Origin of the sequence: Actinomycetospora lemnae, from assembly GCF_028737315.1 — a bacterium.
GTDB lineage: Bacteria > Actinomycetota > Actinomycetes > Mycobacteriales > Pseudonocardiaceae > Actinomycetospora > Actinomycetospora lemnae.
Window position 1 is genome coordinate 239,951 of the sequence record NZ_JAQZAO010000002.1, and the last position, 17,883, is coordinate 257,833.

Here is a 17,883-nt window from a genome sequence, read left to right on the forward strand (position 1 = left end):
GGTCAGGCGTCCCGGGCGCAGCGGAAGCCCGAGAAGATCTGCCGGCGGATCGGCAGGTCCCAGTTGCGGAAGGTCGCGCGCGCGTTGGGGGTCCCGACGCCGAACGACGAGCCGCGCAGCATGCGGAAGTCGCCGCCGAAGAAGACCTCGGAGTACTCCTTGTACGGGAACGGCTCGAAGCCCGGGTAGCCCTCGAACCCCGAGTCGCACCACTCCCACACGTCCCCGATCAGCTGGTGCACGCCCAGCGGGGAGGCGCCGGCCGGGTAGGCACCCACAGGCGCGGGCTGCAGGTGGCGCTGGTCGAGGTTCGCGCGCTCGGGGGTCGGGTCCTCGTCGCCCCACGGGAAGCGGCGGGTGGTGCCGGTGGCGTGGTCGTAGCGCGCGGCGAGCTCCCACTCGGCCTCGGTGGGCAGGCGCTTGCCCGCCCACGCCGCGTACGCCGCGGCCTCGTGGAAGCTGACGTGCAGCACGGGCTGGTCGGCCGGGATCTCCTCGCGCACCCCGAACGAGGTCCGGTACCAGCGCCCGTCGTCCTTCTCCCACGTCATCGGCGCGGTCCAGCCCTCGGCACGGATGTGCTCCCAGCCGGCCTCCGACCACCACCGCCGGTCGTCGTAGCCGCCGGCGTCGACGAACCGGGCGTACTCGGCGTTGGTCACCGGCGCGGCGTCGAGCCAGAAGTCCGCGACCGTCACGGGGTGCGCGGGCTTCTCGTTGTCCAGCGCCGCCGGCTCGTCGGAGCTCGATGGTCCAGCTCCCCCATCGGCGTGCTCCCCTGCCCGCTGCGCGTCCCCGGTGCCCATCAGGAAGGTCGCCCCCGGGTGGAACACCTCGGTGCCCGCGAGACCCGGCACCACCGACGGCGGGGGCGGGTCGGCGTGCAGCACCGGCGCCCCGGCGCGCAGCTGGTGGGTGGCGAGCATCGTCTCCACGTGCTGCTGCTCGTGCTGCACGATCATGGAGAACAGGAAGCCGCCGGCGAGCGTGCGGCGCTCGTCGAACCTCCCGGCCTCGAGGTGCTCGAGCGCCCGCTCGCGCACGCGGTCGCCGTAGACCCGCGCCTCGGCGGGATCGAGCAGCGGGAGCTGCGTGCGGCCGGCCCGGGGGTTGGTGAAGGCGTCGTAGAGCCCGTCGACGTCCTCCCGCACGCCCTCGGTGATCTCGGTGTCGGGAGCGCCCCGGCGCACCAGCCAGAAGTCCTCCATGTTCGCGATGTGCGCGACGTCCCAGTGGAACGGCGACATCAGCGGGGAGTGCTGGCGCGTCATGTCGGGGTCGTCGGGGTCGAAGACGTCGTGGGTGAGCGCGCGCGTGCGCGCGCGGGCCGCGGCCAGCTCGGCGGCCAGCCGGCGGCGCAGGGCGGCGGTGTCGGCGGTGTCGGCGGTGTCGGCGGTGTCGGCGGTGTCGGTGCGGCCGGGTGCGGGATCCGTGGCGGTCACGGGCGCTCACCTCGCTGGAGGGATCGGACGCCCTCGGGGGTGTCGGGGCGGTCCGGGGCGATCTGGTCGTCGAGCTCGTCCGGGATCACCGGGACGGGGTCGGGCGGGAGGAAGGTCTCGGCGGGGTCGAGCGGCTCGTCGGCCGGGGAACGGCCGCGCAGCACGCGCTCGGTGATGACGCGGTCGACGAGCTCGCGCACGTCGGGGGGCAGGTCGGCGAACGCGGGACCGGCGAGGGTGCGGTGGGCCTGCTCGAAGACGTCACCGGCGGCGCGGCGCAGCACGCGGTCGGCGAGGCCGTGGCGCGCGGCGGCCGCCCACCGGCCCACCGCGGGCTCGGCCGCGGCGCGAGCGCGGGCCACCGTGTCCGGGTCGTGCATCAGCGCGGCCACGACGACCAGCGGCACGACCCACTCGTCGCCGGCCTGCTGGTCGAGGTACCGGACCTCGAGGTGCCCCTGGGGCCGCACCGGGGGGAAGAGCGTCGTCAGGTGGTAGTCGAGGTCGGCGCGGGTCGGCGGCGGCGCGAGCGCGCCGTCGACCCACTGCGCGAACGTCGCGTCCGGCGCCGCCCACGAGTCGCCGTCCCCGTCCTCGCGGCGGACGCACAGCAGCCGGGTGTCCACGGCGCGCCGTGCGTACTCGGCGGCCGGGTCGGGGCCGAGGACGCGGGGCGGGCCGGTGCGCTCGGGGTCGAGGGCCATCCAGGCCGCCCAGCGCGACGACTTCCAGCCGGTGCGGCGCCCGTGCACCGCCGGGGAGTTCGCGAACGCGGCGAGCAGCACGGGCCCGAGCTCGTGCAGCGCCGCCCAGCGGCGGGCGACCTCCTCGCCCTCACCCGCGTCGACGCACACCTGGACCGCGGTCGTCGAGCACATCATCGTGCGCCCGTGCGGGCCGATGCGGTCGAAGGTGGCCTCCATCGCCGCGTAGCGCGGGACCTGCAGCACCCGGCGGGGCGGGCGCAGCGCGTCGCCGGCGCGGGGGACGGTGGTGAGGCGCTCGGTGGCGAGGAGCCCGCGCAGCGCGGCGTGGTCGGCGCGCACGGCGCGGACGAGGGCGCCGAGCCCGGGCAGCGGCGGGCTGGCGATCTCGACCTGCCCACCGGGCTCGACGGTGATCACACCGCCCGCGGGGAGCGGGGCGGGGCCGGAGCCGTTCGACGGCGGGTGGGGCGAGAGCGTGGCCGGGGCGTGGGGTCCGAGGGCCCGGGCCAGGCGGTCGGGGTCGACGGGGCGGGTGGGGTCGTCGTCGTGGCGGACGAGCCATTCGAGCTCGGTGCCGACGAGGCGCGGCGGCCCGTGCTTGAAGCACACCGACGCCACGTACGCCTCGGCCGCCGCCCGGTCGGGGACCGGGCCGTTCGGGTCGATCGCGACGCGGTGTCGGGTCGTCGCGAAACCTCCCGGCGCGCCGTGGCCGCCGGTGGGGTGTACGGAGGATGTCCGAGCCGGCACGGGGCCTCCTTGTTGGACCGGCCGGCACCGACGATCACCGCCGGCGCCGACTGGTGGACGCACACGGACCGGGACGACGCTACACGCGGGTCAGGGCCCTCGCAGGGGTCCGGGAACGGGTTGTCCCGGATGCGAAGGTCACTCCCCGGCCCCGCGCGAGGGCCGTTCAGGCCGCCGCGCGGGGCGGGGCGAACTGGGTGTGGTAGAGGTCCGCGTACCGCCCACCGCGCTCCAGCAGCGTGGTGTGCGTGCCCTGCTCGACGACGCGCCCGTGCTCCACGACGGCGATCGTGTCCGCCGCGCGGACGGTCGACAGGCGGTGGGCGATGACCACCGAGGTGCGCCCGACCAGGGCCTCGGTCAGCGCCTCCTGCACCGCCTGCTCGGACTCCGAGTCCAGGTGGGCGGTGGCCTCGTCGAGGATCACCACCCGCGGCGACGCCAGCAGCAGGCGCGCGATCGTGAGGCGCTGGCGCTCGCCGCCGGAGAGCCGGTGGCCCCGCTCCCCCACCACCGTGTCGAGCCCGGCCGGCAGCTCGTCGAGCAGCTCCCCGAGGCGAGCGCGGACCATCGCCGCGCGCAGCTCCTCGTCGGTCGCGTCCGGGGCGGCGTAGCGCAGGTTGGCGCGCACCGTGTCGTGGAAGAGGTGCCCGTCCTGCGTGACGACACCCACGGCGCCCCGCAGGTCGGCGAAGGACAGATCGCGCACGTCCACCCCGCCGATCGTGATCTGCCCCTCGTCGACGTCGTACAGGCGCGGCAGGAGCGAGGCGATCGTCGACTTCCCCGCCCCCGACGGCCCGACCAGCGCGAGCATCTCCCCCGGCCCCACCTCCAGGTCGACGCCGTGCAGGACCTCGTGGCCCCGCCGGTCGTCGAGCCGGGTGACCTCCTCCAGCGAGGCCAGCGACACCGACGAGGCCGACGGGTAGGTGAACCGCACCCCGCGCGCGGCGACCGCGAGCGGGCCCGCGGGCAGGGGCGTCGGGCGCTCGGGCTCGGTGAGCGCGGGCTGCAGGTCGAGGACCTCGAAGACGCGCTCGAAGCTCACCAGCGCGCTCATGACGTCGACGCGGGCGGTCGAGAGCGCCGTCAGCGGCGCGTAGAGGCGCGTGAGCAGCAGCGCGAGGCTCACGACGGTGCCGGCGTCGAGCTGGCCGGTGACCGCGAGCCAGCCGCCGAGGCCGTAGACGAGGGCCTGGGCGAGGGCGGCGACGAGGGTCAGGCAGGTGAGGAAGACGCGGCTGACCATCGCCGTGCGCACCCCGACGTCCCGGACCCGGTCGGCCCGCTCGCCGAAATCGGCGGCCTCCGCCTCCGGGCGTCCGAAGAGCTTCACCAGCGTCGCGCCGCCGGCGGAGAAGCGCTCGGTCATCTGCCCGGTCATCGCGGCGTTGAGGTCCGCCGACTCGCGCTGCAGCGCGGCGATACGCCGGCCCATCCGCCGGGCGGGCAGCAGGAAGACCGGCAGCAGGACGAGCGCCAGCAGCGTCACCTGCCACGCGAGAGCCAGCATGACGACCACCGCGAGCACCAACTGGATGACGTTGGTGACGAGGCCCGAGAGCGTCGAGGTGAACGCGCGCTGCGCCCCGATGACGTCGTTGTTCAGCCGGCTGACCAGCGACCCGGTGCGCGTGCGCGTGAAGAACGCCAGCGGCATGCGCTGGACGTGGCCGAACACCGCGAGCCGCAGGTCGTAGATCAGCCCCTCGCCGATCCGCGACGACAGCCACCGCTCGAACAGCGTCAGCCCGGCGTCGACCACGGCGAGGCCCGCGATGACGAGCGCCAGCGTGATCACCACCGACGGCGCCGACCGGCCGGTGATCGCCGTGACGACCCGCCCCGCGAGCACGGGCGTGGCCACGCCGATCACCGCCGAGGCCGTGGCCAGCAGCAGGAAGACCGCGAGCATCCGGTGGTGGCGCGCGGCGAAGCGCCAGATCCGCGGCAGCGTCCCCTTCGGCACCGACCGGGGCACCTGATCCGCCCGGGCGGCGGACATCATCAACGACCAGGCGTCCAACGCCGGCTCCCGTCGCTCGTGAGGACCGAGTACCCCGCGAGCGTGCGACCTCGACCAAGGTCGAGGTCAAGCGGAGGGACGCGACGCGGGGCCGGCGGGTGGTGGTCCGCCGGGTCCTCCCGGCGTGCGGGTACCCCGGGACGAGCCGGGTGCGCTACTTCTTCTTCGTGCGCGTGGCGCCACCGCGCCCGCGCAGCGTGACCCCGGACTCGGAGAGCACGCGGTGCACGAATCCGTACGAGCGGCCGGTGGACTCGGCCAGGGAGCGGATGCTCGCACCCTTCTCGTACTTCTTCTTCAGATCCGTGGCGAGCTTGTCGCGCTGGGTGCCGGTGATCCGAGCACCCTTCTTCAGATCGGCCATCTCGATCTCACCCCTCGTCCGACCGCAGGTCCGGTCGAACCATGATGATCGGCGAGCGGGGTGTGCGCCACGGCACAATTGTCGTGATCGGTAAGCGGTTCGGCCGATCGGCGTGATCGACGTCCGTTCGTCGGATCCTTCGGGACCTGCACGAACTCCCTGCACAGCGCGCCGGTCAGGCCAGCTCGACCAGTTCCAGGTGCTCGGCGGAGAAATGGTCCTCGGTGCCGTCCGGCAGCAGGATCACGCGTTCCGGCTCCAGCGCCTCGACCGCCCCGGGGTCGTGGGTGACGAGCACGACCGCACCCTCGAAGCGCCGCAGGGCGTCGAGCACCTTCTCGCGGCTGGCCGGGTCGAGGTTGTTGGTGGGCTCGTCGAGCAGCAGCACGTTGGCCGCCGACGAGACGAGCCCCGCCAGCGCGAGGCGGGTGCGCTCGCCGCCCGACAGCGTGCCGGCGGGCTGCTCGAGCTGCTCGCCGCTGAACATGAACGCGCCGAGCAGTGTGCGCAGCTGCTGCTCGGGGGTGTCCGGGGCGGCGCTGCGCGCGTTCTCCCACACCGAGCGGTCCATGTCGAGCGTGTCGTGCTCCTGCGCGAAGTAGCCGGTGCGCAGGCCGTGGCCCGCCAGCACCTCGCCGGTGTCGGGGGTCTCGGCGCCGGCGAGGATCCGCAGCAGCGTCGTCTTGCCCGCGCCGTTGAGCCCGAGGATGACCACGCGGGACCCGCGGTCGACCGCGAGGTCCACGCCGGTGAACACCTCGAGCGAGCCGTAGGTCTTCGACAGGCCCTCGGCCGTCATCGGCACGCGCCCGCACGGGGCCGGCGACGGGAACCGGATGTGGGCGACCTTGTCGTCCACACGCTCGGAGTCCAGCCCGTCGAGCATGGCCTGCGCGCGGCGCGCCATCTGCTTGGCCGCGACCGCCTTCGTCGCCTTCGCGCCCATCTTCGCGGCCTGGGCCTGCAGCGCGCCCGCCTTCTTCTCGGCGTTGGCGCGCTCGCGGCGTCGCCGGGCCTCGTCGTCGGCGCGCGCCTGCTGGTACTTCGCCCAGCCCATGTTGTAGGCGTCGAGCTCGCCGCGCGTGGCGTCGAGGAACCACACCTTGTTCACCACGTCACCGATGAGCTCGGTGTCGTGGCTGATGACCACCAGCCCGCCCTCGTGCGCGGTCAGGAACGACCGCAGCCAGCCGATGGAGTCGGCGTCGAGGTGGTTGGTGGGCTCGTCGAGCAGCAGCGTGGTGCCGGCGTTGCCTGCCGCCTTCGACCCGGCGCCGTCGCCGCTGGCCGCGAAGAGGATGCGCGCGAGCTCCACGCGGCGGCGCTGCCCGCCCGAGAGCGTGCGCAGCGGCTGGCCCAGCACCCGGCCGGGCAGGCCGAGGTTCGAGCAGATGCGGCCGGCCTCGCTCTCCGCGGCGTAGCCGCCGAGGTCGGCGAAGCGCTCCTCGAGGCGCCCGTACTTCGCGATGGCCCTGTCACGCGCCGCGTCGTCGGCCAGCTCCGCCATCGCGGTCTGGGTCTTCTCCATCTCGCGCAGCAGCTCGTCGAGACCGCGCGCGGAGAGCACCCGGTCGCGCGCGAGGACGGTGAGGTCGCCCTCGCGCGGGTCCTGGGGCAGGTAGCCGACCGGGCCCGTCGCACGGATCACGCCGCCGTACGGCTCACCGACACCGGCCAGGGACCGCAGCGTCGTCGTCTTGCCCGCGCCGTTGCGCCCGACCAGCCCGATCCGGTCGCCCGGCTGGACGCGCAGCGTCGCCCCCGCGAGCAGGACGCGGGAGCCGGCGCGCAGCTCGAGATCGGTCGCGGTGATCAACGGGGAGGTCCTCGAGGACGGGGATCGGTGCGGGCGCCGACCGGGAGCACAGCGCCACGCTGACCCTCCCAGTGTAGGCGGCCCCCGCACCCGGATTCGGCTCTAGGGTGCGCGCATGACCGAGGCCACTCCCCCCGCGCAGGATCTCGCCGGCCGCTCCGCGCTGATCACCGGCGCCAGCCGGGGCATCGGCCTCGGCGTCGCGCGCCACCTGCTCGACCGCGGCGCGTCGGTGACCCTGACCGCCCGCAAGCAGGGTCAGCTCGACGAGGCCGTGACGTCGCTGGCCGATCTCGGCGCTCCGGAGCGGGTCCTCGCCGTCGCGGGCAACTCGGGCGACGCGGCGGCCCGGGCGCGCGCGGTCGACGCCGCCGTCGAGCGCTTCGGGTCGCTGGACGTGCTGGTCAACAACGCCGCCACCAACCCGCAGTACGGCCCGCTCATGGAGGCCGACCTCGGCGCGGTCGCGAAGATCTTCGACGTCAACGTCGTCGCCGCCCTGGGCTTCGTGCAGGAGGCCCACCGGGCGTGGATGGGCGAGCACGGGGGCGCGGTGGTCAACATGGCCTCGGTCGGCGGCTTCCGCTCCAGCGGCGTCATCGGCGCGTACGGGGCGTCGAAGGCGGCGCTGATCCGGCTCACCGAGGAGCTGGCCTGGGAGCTCGGGCCCGCGATCCGCGTCAACGCCGTCGCGCCCGCGCTGGTGAAGACCCGGATGGCCGAGGCGCTGTGGTCGGGCCAGGAGGAGGAGATCGCGGCCCGCTACCCCATGCGGCGCCTCGGCACCACGGGCGACGTCGCCGCCCTCGTCGGGTTCCTCGTCTCCGACGCCGCCGCGTGGATCACCGGTGAGACCGTGCGCGTCGACGGCGGCCTCCTCGCGACCGGGAGCACGTAAACGGCCACCACAACCACGTGCGGGCAGAATGGGTGGTGATCGGGAGGTGGTCTCCATGGGGCTCTTCAGCAGGTGGCGCCGCGGCGGCGGTGGGAGCGGTGCCGGTGCCGGGGGGCAGCGCCAGGTGCTCGACCGCGAGGCGACGGGCGCCGATCTCGAGCACCTCCGGGCCTTCGCCCGGAGCCGCGAGGGCGTCGCGTTCTACGTCGAGCCCGAGACCACGGCCACCGACACGACGGTCGTCGCGGTGGCCTTCGACGGCGAGTGGACCCGCCGTCGCGTCGGCACGCCCCGGGCCGCCGAGAAGCTCGCGCGCTCGGTGAAGGTCGCGTGCCACGACGTCACGGTCACCGGCTACCCGCCGGAGATGCGGCGCTGGAACGCGCGCGCCAAGGCCGACCGGGCCGCGCTCGAGGAGATGACCCGGGCCGAGTCGGAGCGGGACCGCGAGCGGTGAGCCCCGGCGCGGCCGTGCCGGTCGCCGACGTGGTCGTGGCCGGGGCCGGTCCCGCCGGCCGGTCGCTGGCGCGCGCCTGCGCGGCGCGCGACCTGCGCACCCTGATCGTCGACCCCAAGCCCCACCGTCCGTGGACCCACACCTACGGCGCCTGGTCCCACGAGCTGCCCGACGACCTGCCCGGTGAGGTCGTCGCCGCCCGCGGCCGGGGGGTGGCGATCGCGCAGCGCACCCACGAGCTCGACGACGAGTACGTCGTGCTCGACACCGCCGCGCTCCAGGCGCACCTCACCGACCCGGCGGTGGCGGTGCGGCGCGGCCGGGGCGTCGGCGCGGTGCCCGCCGGGCCGGGCCGGCACCCCGCGGTCCTGCTCGACGACGGCACGAGCGTCACCGCCCGCGTCGTCGTCGACGCCACGGGCGCCCGGCAGGCCCTGGGCCGCCGCGGCACCGCCCGCGAGCTCGACGCCGGGCCGCCGCGCGCCGAGCAGACCGCGTTCGGCGTCGTCGTGCCGCGCGAGGTCGCGGCGCGCGTCAGCGGCGACCGGTTGCTGTTCATGGACTGGCGTCCCGCCCACGGGCGCCCGGGCTGGCCGACGTTCCTCTACGCGATCCCCCTCGACGACGAGCGCGTGCTGCTCGAGGAGACCTCGCTCGCCCGCCGCCCCGGGCTGCCGATGCCCGAGCTGCGCGCGCGGCTGCGGGCCCGGCTGCGCGCCGCGGGCCTCGCCGAGGCCGAGATCCCCGACGCACCCGCCGACGTCGAGAAGGTGCGCTTCCCCGTCGACTCGCCGCGACACCGCTCGCCGTCGGGCGTGGTCGCCATCGGCGCCGCCGACCCGCTCGTGCACCCGGCGTCGGGCTTCAGCCTGGCGACGTCGCTGCGCCTCGCCCCGCGCCTGGCCACGGTGCTCGCCGACGCGCTGCGCGGTGGCACCGAGCCGGTCGGGGTCGCTCGCGCGGCCCGTCGGGTGATCCGCTCCCCCGGCGCGCTCACCGTGCACGCCCTGCGTCGCCGCGGGCTCGAGACGCTGCTGGCGATGCCGCCGGCGGAGGTGCCCGCGTTCTTCGAGCGGTTCTTCACGCTGCCGCCGGCGCACCGCCGGGCATACCTCGACGCGCGGGAGGACGTCACCGCATCGGTGGCGGCCATGTCGTCGTTGTTCGGACGGCTGACACCGCGGCTGCGCGTCCACCTGATCAGGGGAACGCTCCTCGGGGCCCGCAGCGTCCGAACGGAGCAGTAACGGTACGCTCGCGAACCGGCATCGTGACGGGTTCGTGACCCGCCACCGACGAGAAGGGGACTTCCGCCATGGGTGCCTACCAGACCGTGGCCGTCGGGACGGACGGCTCGGAGTCGTCGTACCGCGCGGTCGACCGGGCGGCGACGATCGCGGCCGACGCGAAGGCGCTGCTGCTGATCATCTGCGCCTACAAGCCGGCGAAGTCGACCGGCGAGGCCGAGCAGGCGCTCGGCGAGGACGCGGCGTTCCACGTCGTCGGCTCGACGCCCGCCGAGGAGACGCTGCGCGACGCCCGGGAGCGCGCCGCCGCCAAGGGCCCGGTGGAGATCGACACCGTCGCGGTGGAGGGCGACCCGATCGACCGCGTGGTCGAGGTCGTCGCCGACCGCAAGGCCGACCTGGTGGTCGTCGGCAACCGGGGCCTCAACAGCCTCGCGGGCCGGCTGCTCGGCTCGGTCCCGCAGGGCATCTCCCGCCGCGCCGGCAGCGACGTCCTCATCGTCCACACCACGTGACGGCCGGTCCGGACCCCGCCTCCACCGACAGCGAGCGGTGGGCGCGGGCGCAGGAGCGGATCGAGGATCTGCTCCTGCGCGGGCCCCGGACCATGACCCGCGGCGAGGTGCAGCAGCGCACCGGGTTCACCCCGGAGCACACCGCGCGGCTGTGGAGCGCGCTCGGCTTCCCGGCCACCGCCGACGACGTCCGCGGGTTCGCCGAGGCGGACGTCGACGCGCTCGAGCTGTCGGGGCGCCTCCTCGAGGAGGACACCTTCGACGAGGCCGAGGAGCTCGCCGTCGCGCGCGCCCTCGGCCAGGGTCTGGGACGCCTCGCGGAGTGGCAGGCGACGCTCGTGCGCCGCACGATCGCCGCCGCCGGGAAGGCCGACGACCCGGACGCGATCGTCGAGGCCGTCGAGGCGCTGGTCCCGACGCTGGAGGAGCTCCAGTCCTACGTCTGGCGCCGCCACCTCGCCGTCACCGCGGGCCGGATGCTGGCGACGCTCGCGCACCCGCCCGAGGACGGGTCGTCGGAGAACCGCGTCGTCGTGGGCTTCGCCGACATCGTCGGGTTCACGAGCCTGAGCCGGAAGATCGACGAGGTCGAGCTGCGCGCGCTGCTCGAGCGCTTCGAGACCGTGTGCACCGAGGTCGTGGCGCGCCGGCACGGGCGGATCGTCAAGACCCTCGGCGACGAGATCCTCTTCGTGGCCGAGCGCGTCGAGGACGCCGTCGACATCGCGTTCCGGCTCCACGACGAGGTGCCCGACGAGGAGGGCCGCCCGACCCTGCGCGTCGGCCTCGCGCTCGGCGAGGTGCTCCCCCGCTACGGCGACGTCTACGGGCCGGTCGTGAACATCGCCAGCCGCCTGACGTCCGAGGCCCGCCCGGGCACGGTGCTCGTCGACGAGGACCTCACCGAGGCCCTGCGCGCCACCGACCTGGACCTCGACATCCGCGCGGTGCCCCAGCTCTCGGTGCGCGGCTACCGCCACCTGCGCCCGCACGTGATCCGGGAGCGGCGGGGGTAGCAGCGAACGTCCTGTTCGCTGCTTCTACGCGCGCGAAGTCCCCGTTGATCACCGAGGCTCGCCCGCCCCGCACGCACGAACGGCGCTCTCGCTGCCATCGCAGCGAGAGCGCCGTTCGTTCGGTCCTGCCGGCGCGCGGCGGTCCGCTCAGACGGTGAAGCCGAGCGCGCGGAGCTGCTCGCGGCCGTCGTCGGTGATCTTGTCCGGGCCCCACGGCGGCATCCAGACCCAGTTGATCCGCACGTCCTTGGCCAGCCCCCCGCCCGGGCCCTGGGTGAGGGCGGCGCGGGCCTGGTCCTCGATGACGTCGGTCAGCGGGCAGGCCGCCGAGGTCAGGGTCATGTCGAGGGTGACGACGGCGCCGGACTCCTCGCCGTGGACGTCGATGCCGTAGAGCAGGCCCAGGTCGACCACGTTGATCCCCAGCTCGGGGTCGACGACGTCGCGCATCGCCTCCTCGAGGTCGTCGACCGAGGGCAGGTCGGCGGTGGCGGCCGGGGCCTCGGGCATCCCGGCCGCGCCGCGCGTGACGGTGTCGTCGCTCATGAGGTACCTCCAGCTTGAGCCTGGGCCACGGCGTCCTTGAACGCCAGCCAGCCGAGCAGCGCGCACTTCACGCGCGCCGGGTAGGCCGCGACGCCGGCGAACGCCACGGCGTCGTCGAGCACGTCCTCGTCGGGCTCCACCTTGCCGCGACCCTGCACCATCGTCTGGTAGGCCTCGAGCGTCTCGAAGGCCTCCCCGACGGTGTGGCCGACGAGCAGGTCGTGGGCCACCGAGGTCGCCGCCTGGCTGATCGAGCAGCCGAGCGCGTCGTACGACAGGTCCTCGACCTTGGCGTCGAGCCCCTCGCCGCCGGTGAGGTGCACGCGTACGGTCACCTCGTCGCCGCAGGTCGGGTTGACGTGGTGGACCTCGGCCTCGAAGGGGTCGCGCAGCCCGCGCCCGTGCGGGTTGCGGTAGTGGTCCAGGATGATCTCCTGGTACATCGAGTCGAGCTTCACTGTGGCACCACCCCGAAGAACTCCTGGGCCCGACGCACACCGGCCACGAGCGCGTCGACCTCCTCCATCGTGTTGTACACGTGGAAGCTCGCGCGGATCGACGCCTGCACGCCGAAGGCCCGGTGCAGCGGCCACGCGCAGTGGTGGCCGACGCGGACCGCGATGCCCGAGTCGTCGAGCACCTGCGAGGCGTCGTGCGGGTGCAGGCCCTCGATCGTGAACGCGACCGCGCCGCCGCGGGCCTCGGTGGTGCGCGGGCCGACGATCGCGACGCCCGGCAGGTCCTGCAGCTTGAGCAGCGCGGCGTCGGTCAGCTCGTTCTCGTGCGCCTTGACCGCGTCCATGCCGATGGCCGAGAGGTAGTCGACGGCCGCGCCGAGGCCGATGGCCTGCGACGTCATCGGCACGCCGGCCTCGAACCGCGCGGGCGGCGGCGCGTAGGTCGCCCCCTCCATGCGGACCATCTCGATCATCGAGCCGCCGGTGAGGAACGGCGGCAGCGCCTCGAGCAGCTCGGCGCGCCCGTAGAGCACGCCGATGCCCGACGGCCCGAGCATCTTGTGCCCCGAGAACGCGGCGAAGTCGACGCCGAGCGCGTGCAGGTCGACCGGGGCGTGCGGCACCGACTGGCAGGCGTCGAGCACCGTGTACGCACCGACGGCGCGCGCCCGCCGCACCAGCTCCTCCACCGGCGGGACGGTGCCCAGCACGTTGGACTGGTGGGTGAACGCGACGACCTTGGTCCGCTCGTTGATCACCGAGCGCGCCTCGTCCGAGTCGAGGTCGAGGCGCCCGTCGGGCGTCACCGAGAACCACCGCAGCGTCGCCCCGGTGCGCCGGCAGAGCTCCTGCCACGGCACGAGGTTCGCGTGGTGCTCCATCTCGGTGGTGACGACCTCGTCGCCCGGCCCGAGACGGAAGCGCTCGGCGGCCGGGTCGACGCCGTCGCCGACCGAGGCGTTGCTCATGCCGTAGGCGACGAGGTTGATCCCCTCGGTCGCGTTCTTGGTGAACACCACCTCGTGGATGTCCGCGCCGACGAACGCCGCGATCCGCTCGCGCGCGGACTCGTAGGCGTCCGTGGCCTCCTCGGCCAGCGCGTGGGCCCCGCGGTGCACGGCGGCGTTGGACGTCTCGAGGAACGCCCGCTCCGCGTCGAGCACCTGGCGGGGCCGCTGGGACGTCGCGCCCGAGTCGAGGTAGACCAGCGGCTTCCCGTCCCGAACGGTGCGGCTCAGGATGGGGAAGTCCTCGCGGATCTTCGCGACATCCAGGGTCGCACCCGCGTCAGTGGGTGCGATGGCGGTCATGCCGGCTGCTCCTCCTTCGCGCCGATGAAGCGCTCGTAGCCGTTCTCCTCGAGCTCGTCGGCGAGCTCGGGTCCACCGGACTCGGCGACCCGGCCGTTGACGAACACGTGGACCTTGTCCGGCGCGATGTAGCGCAGGATCCGCGTGTAGTGCGTGATCAGCAGGACGCCGACGTCGGAGGCGGCCTTGTAGTCGTTGACGCCCTTGCTCACGACGCGCAGCGCGTCGACGTCGAGACCCGAGTCGGTCTCGTCGAGGACGGCGAACTTCGGCTTGAGCAGCGCCATCTGCAGCACCTCGTGGCGCTTCTTCTCGCCACCGGAGAAGCCCTCGTTGACGCTGCGCTCGGCGAACGCCGGGTCGATCTCGAGGTCGGACATCGCGCCCTTGACCTCCTTGACCCAGTGCCGCACCTTCGGCGCCTCGCCGCGGGTCGCGGTGGCCGCGGAGCGCAGGAAGTTCGACATCGAGACGCCGGGCACCTCGACGGGGTACTGCATGGCGAGGAACAGCCCGGCGCGGGCGCGCTCGTCGACCTCCATGGCCAGCACGTCCTCGCCGTCCAGGAGCACCTGGCCCTTCGTGACCTGGTACTTCGGGTGGCCCGCGATGGAGTACGCGAGCGTGGACTTGCCGGAGCCGTTCGGACCCATGATCGCGTGGGTCTCGTTGGAGCTCACCGTCAGGTCGACGCCGCGCAGGATCTCCTTGGGACCGGACTCGGTCTCGACCTCGACGTGCAGGTCGCGGATCTCGAGGGTGGACATCAGGCCTCTTTCACTACGGGTACGTGTGGTGGGTGCTCAGGTGTTGATCGCTTCGAGCTCGGCCTCGATGGCCGCCTCGAGACGGTCGCGCAGCGCGGGGACGCGGACCTTGGCGATGACCTCGCCGAAGAAGCCGCGCACCACGAGCCGGCGCGCCTGCGCCTCGGGGATGCCGCGCGCCATCAGGTAGAACAACTGCTCGTCGTCGAATCGTCCCGTCGCGCTGGCGTGGCCGGCGCCGACGATCTCGCCCGTCTCGATCTCGAGGTTCGGCACCGAGTCGGCGCGGGCGTTGTCGGTGAGCAGCAGGTTGCGGTTGAGCTCGTAGGTGTCGGTGCCCTCGGCGGCCTTGCGGATCAGCACGTCGCCGATCCAGACCGTGTGGGCGGCCGTTCCGCCGTCCGCACCCTGCAGCGCGCCCTTGTACATCACGCGCGAGCGGCAGTGGGCCACCGAGTGGTCGACGAGCAGGCGCTGCTCGAAGTGCTGGCCGCCGTCGGCGAAGTACAGGCCGTCGAGCTCGACGTCGCCGCCGGGGGCCCGGTAGTTGATGACCGGGGACAGGCGCACGAGGTCGCCGCCGAGGGTCACCGAGCTGTGCCGGATCGTGGCGTCGCGGCCGACCGAGAGGTGCTGGGCGCCGACGTACACGGCGTCGTCGGCCCAGTCGTGCACCTCGACGACCTCGAGCTTCGCGCCGTCGGCGACGACGAACTCGGTGTTGGCGGCGACCGTGCCCGAGCCGCGGTGGTCGAGCACGACCACGGCCTCGGCGTGGTGCTCGAGGCGCAGCTGCAGGTGCGCGAACGCCACCTTGCCCTCGCCCGGCCCGGTGACCGTGACGGTCAGCGGCTCGTCGTCCGAGCGCGCCTCGTTCACCACCACGACGTGGGCCTGGTCGAACGACGACCACGCCTGCGCCGCCACGCGGTCGGCGGGGATGCCGCCGTCGCCGAGGCGGGCGTCGTCGCGCCCGACCGTCTCGAGCCGCGTGCCGGACCCCGCGAGGTCCGACGCGCTGTCGCCGAAGCCGGCCTGGACCGACACCGAGACGGCGCCGTCGGCGCTCGCCGAGCCGTCGTGCAGGCCGCGCAGGCGCCGCAGCGGCGTGAACCGCCACTGCTCCTCGCGCCCGCGCGGGACCTCGAACGCCTCCACGTCGTAGGACGTGTGGCGCTCCTCCCACGGCGCGAGCTTCGGCGACGACGCGGTCTTGATGCCCGGGTCCACGTCGAGGACCGGGGACCCGGGGGCGGTCGTCGAACCGCCCCCGGTGGAAGCGACAGGTGCGTCGGTCATCCGACAGCGCCCTCCATCTGCAGCTCGATCAGGCGGTTGAGCTCGAGCGCGTACTCCATGGGCAGCTCGCGCGCGATGGGCTCGACGAACCCGCGCACGATCATCGCCATGGCCTCGTCCTCGGTGAGGCCGCGGGACATCAGGTAGAAGAGCTGGTCCTCGCTGACCTTCGAGACCGTCGCCTCGTGGCCCATCGTCACGTCGTCCTCGCGGACGTCGACGTAGGGGTAGGTGTCCGAGCGGCTGATCGTGTCGACCAGCAGCGCGTCGCACTTCACCGTCGACCGCGAGTGGTGCGCGCCCTTGTTGACGCGCACGAGGCCGCGGTAGCTGGTGCGACCGCCGCCGCGGGCCACCGACTTCGAGATGATCGTCGACGACGTGTGCGGCGCGAGGTGCACCATCTTGGCGCCCGCGTCCTGGTGCTGGCCCTCGCCGGAGAACGCCACCGAGAGCACCTCGCCCTTGGCGTGCGGCCCGGTCAGCCAGACGGCCGGGTACTTCATGGTCACCTTGGAGCCGATGTTGCCGTCGACCCACTCCATCGTCGCGCCCTCTTCGGCCTTGGCGCGCTTGGTGACCAGGTTGTAGACGTTGTTCGACCAGTTCTGGATGGTCGTGTAGCGGCAGCGGCCGCCCTTCTTCACGACGATCTCGACGACCGCGGAGTGCAGCGAGTCGGACGAGTAGATCGGCGCGGTGCAGCCCTCGACGTAGTGGACGTAGGCGTCCTCGTCGACGATGATCAGCGTCCGCTCGAACTGGCCCATGTTCTCGGTGTTGATCCGGAAGTAGGCCTGCAGCGGGATGTCCACGTGGACGCCCTTGGGCACGTAGATGAACGAGCCGCCGGACCACACCGCCGAGTTCAGCGCGGAGAACTTGTTGTCGCCGGCCGGGATGACCGAGCCGAAGTACTCCTCGAACAGCTCCGGGTGCTCGCGCAGCCCGGTGTCGGTGTCCATGAAGATGACACCCTGCTCCTCCAGGTCCTCGCGGATCTGGTGGTACACGACCTCGGACTCGTACTGCGCCGCGACGCCGGACACCAGGCGGGCCTTCTCGGCCTCGGGGATGCCCAGCTTGTCGTAGGTGTTCTTGATGTCGGCGGGCAGGTCGTCCCAGGTCGCCGCCTGCTTCTCCGTCGACCGGACGAAGTACTTGATGTTGTCGAAGTCGATGCCCGAGAGGTCCGAGCCCCACTGCGGCATCGGCTTCTTGTCGAACGTGTTCAGCGCCTTGAGCCGAAGCTGGAGCATCCAGTCCGGCTCGTCCTTCTTCTGCGAGATGTCACGCACGACCGCCTCGTTCAGGCCGCGCTGCGCGCTCGCCCCGGCGACGTCGCTGTCGTGCCACCCGAACTGATAGGTCCCGAGCGCCGCGAGGGTCTCCTCCTGGGTGAGCTCGGGCGCCGGGGCGGTGGTCCGCTCCGCGGAGGTGGTCATACGACCTGCCTTCCCTTGACGTCGGTGGTGGTCGGCTGGGGAACGTGGGTGGTGCACGCGGCGTCGCCCCGCGCGATGGTGGACAGCCGCTGGACGTGGGTGCCCAGGAGCTCGGCGAAGACCTCGGTCTCCGCCTCGCAGAGCTGCGGGAACTCGGCGGCCACGCCGGCCACCGGGCAGTGGTGCTGGCAGAGCTGCGCGCCGGTGCCGCTGCTGGGCCGCGACGACGCCGCGTAGCCCTCGCGGGACAGCGCGCCGGCCAGGGCCTCGACCCGGGCCGCACGGTCGTCCTGCGCCTCGACACCCTCGCGGTGCTCGGCGAGGAGACCGAGGATGCGCCGGCGGGCGAACGCGCGCACGGCGTCCTCCCCCGCCACCCCCGCGAGCTCGCGCAGGGCGGCGACGGCGAGCTCGGCGACGTCGGCCTCGCCGCGTCCCGCGCGCCGGCGGCCCTGCTCGGTGAGCAGGTGCTGGCGCGCCGGGCGGCCGCGGCCCCGGCCCGAGGCGCGGGGGGCGTCCCGGGTGACCACGGTGCCGTCGGCGACCAGCGCGTCGAGGTGGCGACGCACCGCCGCGCCCGAGAGCCCGAACTCGCCGGCGAGGTCCATCGCCGTGGTCGGACCGTGCTCGAGCAGCCGGCGGACGATGAGGTCCCGGGTCCGGCCGTCGTGGCCGTCGACACCGCTCATGGTCCCCACCTCCTCGCGATGACCAAGGCTCGCCTTCCTTTTGACAACACCAGTCTTGCGTATTTGTCGGCGCCCGGCAAAGCGGACCCCCCGGATCGGGCCGGTGATCGCGCTCACCCAGGGTCACC

Annotated in this window: 17 protein-coding genes; 5 read left to right on the forward strand and 12 right to left on the reverse strand. The window is 73.8% G+C overall.

All coding sequences use genetic code 11. From position 1 onward, the window contains the following. Positions 1 to 2 precede the first annotated feature (2 nt). The 5 genes from egtB to PGB27_RS04860 form a co-directional block, all read right to left on the reverse strand. A complete protein-coding gene (gene egtB / locus PGB27_RS04840) occupies positions 3 to 1,361 on the reverse strand; it encodes an ergothioneine biosynthesis protein EgtB (RefSeq protein ID WP_408630020.1) in 1,359 nt (452 codons plus the stop codon). A 77-nt stretch (positions 1,362 to 1,438) separates the two neighbouring features. Beyond that, on the reverse strand, positions 1,439 to 2,899 hold the full coding sequence (egtA, locus tag PGB27_RS04845) for an ergothioneine biosynthesis glutamate--cysteine ligase EgtA (protein WP_274199219.1): 1,461 nt from the start codon (positions 2,897 to 2,899) through the stop codon (positions 1,439 to 1,441). Positions 2,900 to 3,065: 166 nt separating this feature from the next. Beyond that, positions 3,066 to 4,910 carry an ABC transporter ATP-binding protein gene (locus PGB27_RS04850; RefSeq protein ID WP_408630021.1) on the reverse strand — a complete coding sequence of 615 codons (1,845 nt, stop codon included), beginning with the start codon at positions 4,908 to 4,910 and terminating at the stop codon, positions 3,066 to 3,068. Positions 4,911 to 5,082: 172 nt separating this feature from the next. Continuing rightward, the gene (locus tag PGB27_RS04855; RefSeq protein ID WP_116707459.1) at positions 5,083 to 5,292 is read right to left on the reverse strand and encodes a helix-turn-helix domain-containing protein; all 210 of its coding nucleotides are present in this window, start codon (positions 5,290 to 5,292) and stop codon (positions 5,083 to 5,085) included. Positions 5,293 to 5,467: 175 nt separating this feature from the next. Continuing rightward, positions 5,468 to 7,108 (reverse strand): ABC-F family ATP-binding cassette domain-containing protein, encoded by a 1,641-nt coding sequence (locus PGB27_RS04860; protein ID WP_274199221.1) that lies wholly within the window; start codon positions 7,106 to 7,108, stop codon positions 5,468 to 5,470. Between the two features lie 115 nt (positions 7,109 to 7,223). On the opposite strand from PGB27_RS04860, the gene PGB27_RS04865 reads away from it, so the two are divergent. From PGB27_RS04865 to PGB27_RS04885, 5 genes are all read left to right on the forward strand, one after another. Beyond that, positions 7,224 to 8,006, forward strand: coding sequence for an SDR family oxidoreductase (locus PGB27_RS04865; protein ID WP_274199222.1), 783 nt, complete (start codon positions 7,224 to 7,226; stop codon positions 8,004 to 8,006). A gap of 55 nt (positions 8,007 to 8,061) precedes the next feature. Then, the gene (locus PGB27_RS04870) at positions 8,062 to 8,463 is read left to right on the forward strand and encodes a hypothetical protein (RefSeq protein WP_274199223.1); all 402 of its coding nucleotides are present in this window, start codon (positions 8,062 to 8,064) and stop codon (positions 8,461 to 8,463) included. Further along, positions 8,460 to 9,710, forward strand: coding sequence for a lycopene cyclase family protein (locus PGB27_RS04875; RefSeq protein WP_274199224.1), 1,251 nt, complete (start codon positions 8,460 to 8,462; stop codon positions 9,708 to 9,710). Before PGB27_RS04870 ends, PGB27_RS04875 begins: the two co-directional genes overlap by 4 nt. A gap of 68 nt (positions 9,711 to 9,778) precedes the next feature. Beyond that, positions 9,779 to 10,225 (forward strand): universal stress protein, encoded by a 447-nt coding sequence (locus PGB27_RS04880; protein ID WP_274199225.1) that lies wholly within the window; start codon positions 9,779 to 9,781, stop codon positions 10,223 to 10,225. Beyond that, positions 10,222 to 11,241 carry an adenylate/guanylate cyclase domain-containing protein gene (locus tag PGB27_RS04885; protein ID WP_274199226.1) on the forward strand — a complete coding sequence of 340 codons (1,020 nt, stop codon included), beginning with the start codon at positions 10,222 to 10,224 and terminating at the stop codon, positions 11,239 to 11,241. The genes PGB27_RS04880 and PGB27_RS04885 overlap by 4 nt, the downstream gene beginning before the upstream one ends. A gap of 147 nt (positions 11,242 to 11,388) precedes the next feature. On the opposite strand, the gene PGB27_RS04890 is transcribed toward PGB27_RS04885, so the two are convergent. From PGB27_RS04890 to PGB27_RS04920, 7 genes are read right to left on the reverse strand one after another with little or no spacing between them, the layout of a single operon-like run. Beyond that, on the reverse strand, positions 11,389 to 11,787 hold the full coding sequence (locus PGB27_RS04890; RefSeq protein ID WP_274199227.1) for a metal-sulfur cluster assembly factor: 399 nt from the start codon (positions 11,785 to 11,787) through the stop codon (positions 11,389 to 11,391). Beyond that, positions 11,784 to 12,245, reverse strand: coding sequence for a Fe-S cluster assembly sulfur transfer protein SufU (sufU, locus tag PGB27_RS04895; protein ID WP_274199228.1), 462 nt, complete (start codon positions 12,243 to 12,245; stop codon positions 11,784 to 11,786). The genes PGB27_RS04890 and sufU overlap by 4 nt, the downstream gene beginning before the upstream one ends. Further along, positions 12,242 to 13,555, reverse strand: a complete 1,314-nt coding sequence (locus tag PGB27_RS04900) for a cysteine desulfurase (protein ID WP_274199229.1) — start codon at positions 13,553 to 13,555, stop codon at positions 12,242 to 12,244. Before PGB27_RS04900 ends, sufU begins: the two co-directional genes overlap by 4 nt. Continuing rightward, positions 13,552 to 14,322 (reverse strand): Fe-S cluster assembly ATPase SufC, encoded by a 771-nt coding sequence (sufC, locus tag PGB27_RS04905; RefSeq protein ID WP_274199230.1) that lies wholly within the window; start codon positions 14,320 to 14,322, stop codon positions 13,552 to 13,554. Before sufC ends, PGB27_RS04900 begins: the two co-directional genes overlap by 4 nt. A 36-nt stretch (positions 14,323 to 14,358) precedes the next feature. After that, positions 14,359 to 15,621 (reverse strand): Fe-S cluster assembly protein SufD, encoded by a 1,263-nt coding sequence (gene sufD / locus PGB27_RS04910; protein WP_274199231.1) that lies wholly within the window; start codon positions 15,619 to 15,621, stop codon positions 14,359 to 14,361. Continuing rightward, positions 15,618 to 17,066 (reverse strand): Fe-S cluster assembly protein SufB, encoded by a 1,449-nt coding sequence (gene sufB / locus PGB27_RS04915; RefSeq protein WP_274199232.1) that lies wholly within the window; start codon positions 17,064 to 17,066, stop codon positions 15,618 to 15,620. The genes sufD and sufB overlap by 4 nt, the downstream gene beginning before the upstream one ends. Continuing rightward, the gene (locus tag PGB27_RS04920) at positions 17,063 to 17,818 is read right to left on the reverse strand and encodes a helix-turn-helix transcriptional regulator (RefSeq protein WP_408630022.1); all 756 of its coding nucleotides are present in this window, start codon (positions 17,816 to 17,818) and stop codon (positions 17,063 to 17,065) included. Before PGB27_RS04920 ends, sufB begins: the two co-directional genes overlap by 4 nt. Positions 17,819 to 17,883: the final 65 nt, after the last annotated feature.

Excerpts from the sequence above, each read along its gene's own strand:
- PGB27_RS04850 (WP_408630021.1), bottom strand. The coding sequence starts at position 4,910 with ATGATGTCCGCCGCCCGGGCGGATCAGGTGCCCCGGTCGGTGCCGAAG.
- PGB27_RS04855 (WP_116707459.1), bottom strand. The coding sequence starts at position 5,292 with ATGGCCGATCTGAAGAAGGGTGCTCGGATCACCGGCACCCAGCGCGAC.
- PGB27_RS04865 (WP_274199222.1), top strand. The coding sequence starts at position 7,224 with ATGACCGAGGCCACTCCCCCCGCGCAGGATCTCGCCGGCCGCTCCGCG.
- PGB27_RS04870 (WP_274199223.1), top strand. The coding sequence starts at position 8,062 with ATGGGGCTCTTCAGCAGGTGGCGCCGCGGCGGCGGTGGGAGCGGTGCC.
- PGB27_RS04880 (WP_274199225.1), top strand. The coding sequence starts at position 9,779 with ATGGGTGCCTACCAGACCGTGGCCGTCGGGACGGACGGCTCGGAGTCG.
- PGB27_RS04890 (WP_274199227.1), bottom strand. The coding sequence starts at position 11,787 with ATGAGCGACGACACCGTCACGCGCGGCGCGGCCGGGATGCCCGAGGCC.
- PGB27_RS04900 (WP_274199229.1), bottom strand. The coding sequence starts at position 13,555 with ATGACCGCCATCGCACCCACTGACGCGGGTGCGACCCTGGATGTCGCG.
- sufC (WP_274199230.1), bottom strand. The coding sequence starts at position 14,322 with ATGTCCACCCTCGAGATCCGCGACCTGCACGTCGAGGTCGAGACCGAG.
- sufD (WP_274199231.1), bottom strand. The coding sequence starts at position 15,621 with ATGACCGACGCACCTGTCGCTTCCACCGGGGGCGGTTCGACGACCGCC.
- sufB (WP_274199232.1), bottom strand. The coding sequence starts at position 17,066 with ATGACCACCTCCGCGGAGCGGACCACCGCCCCGGCGCCCGAGCTCACC.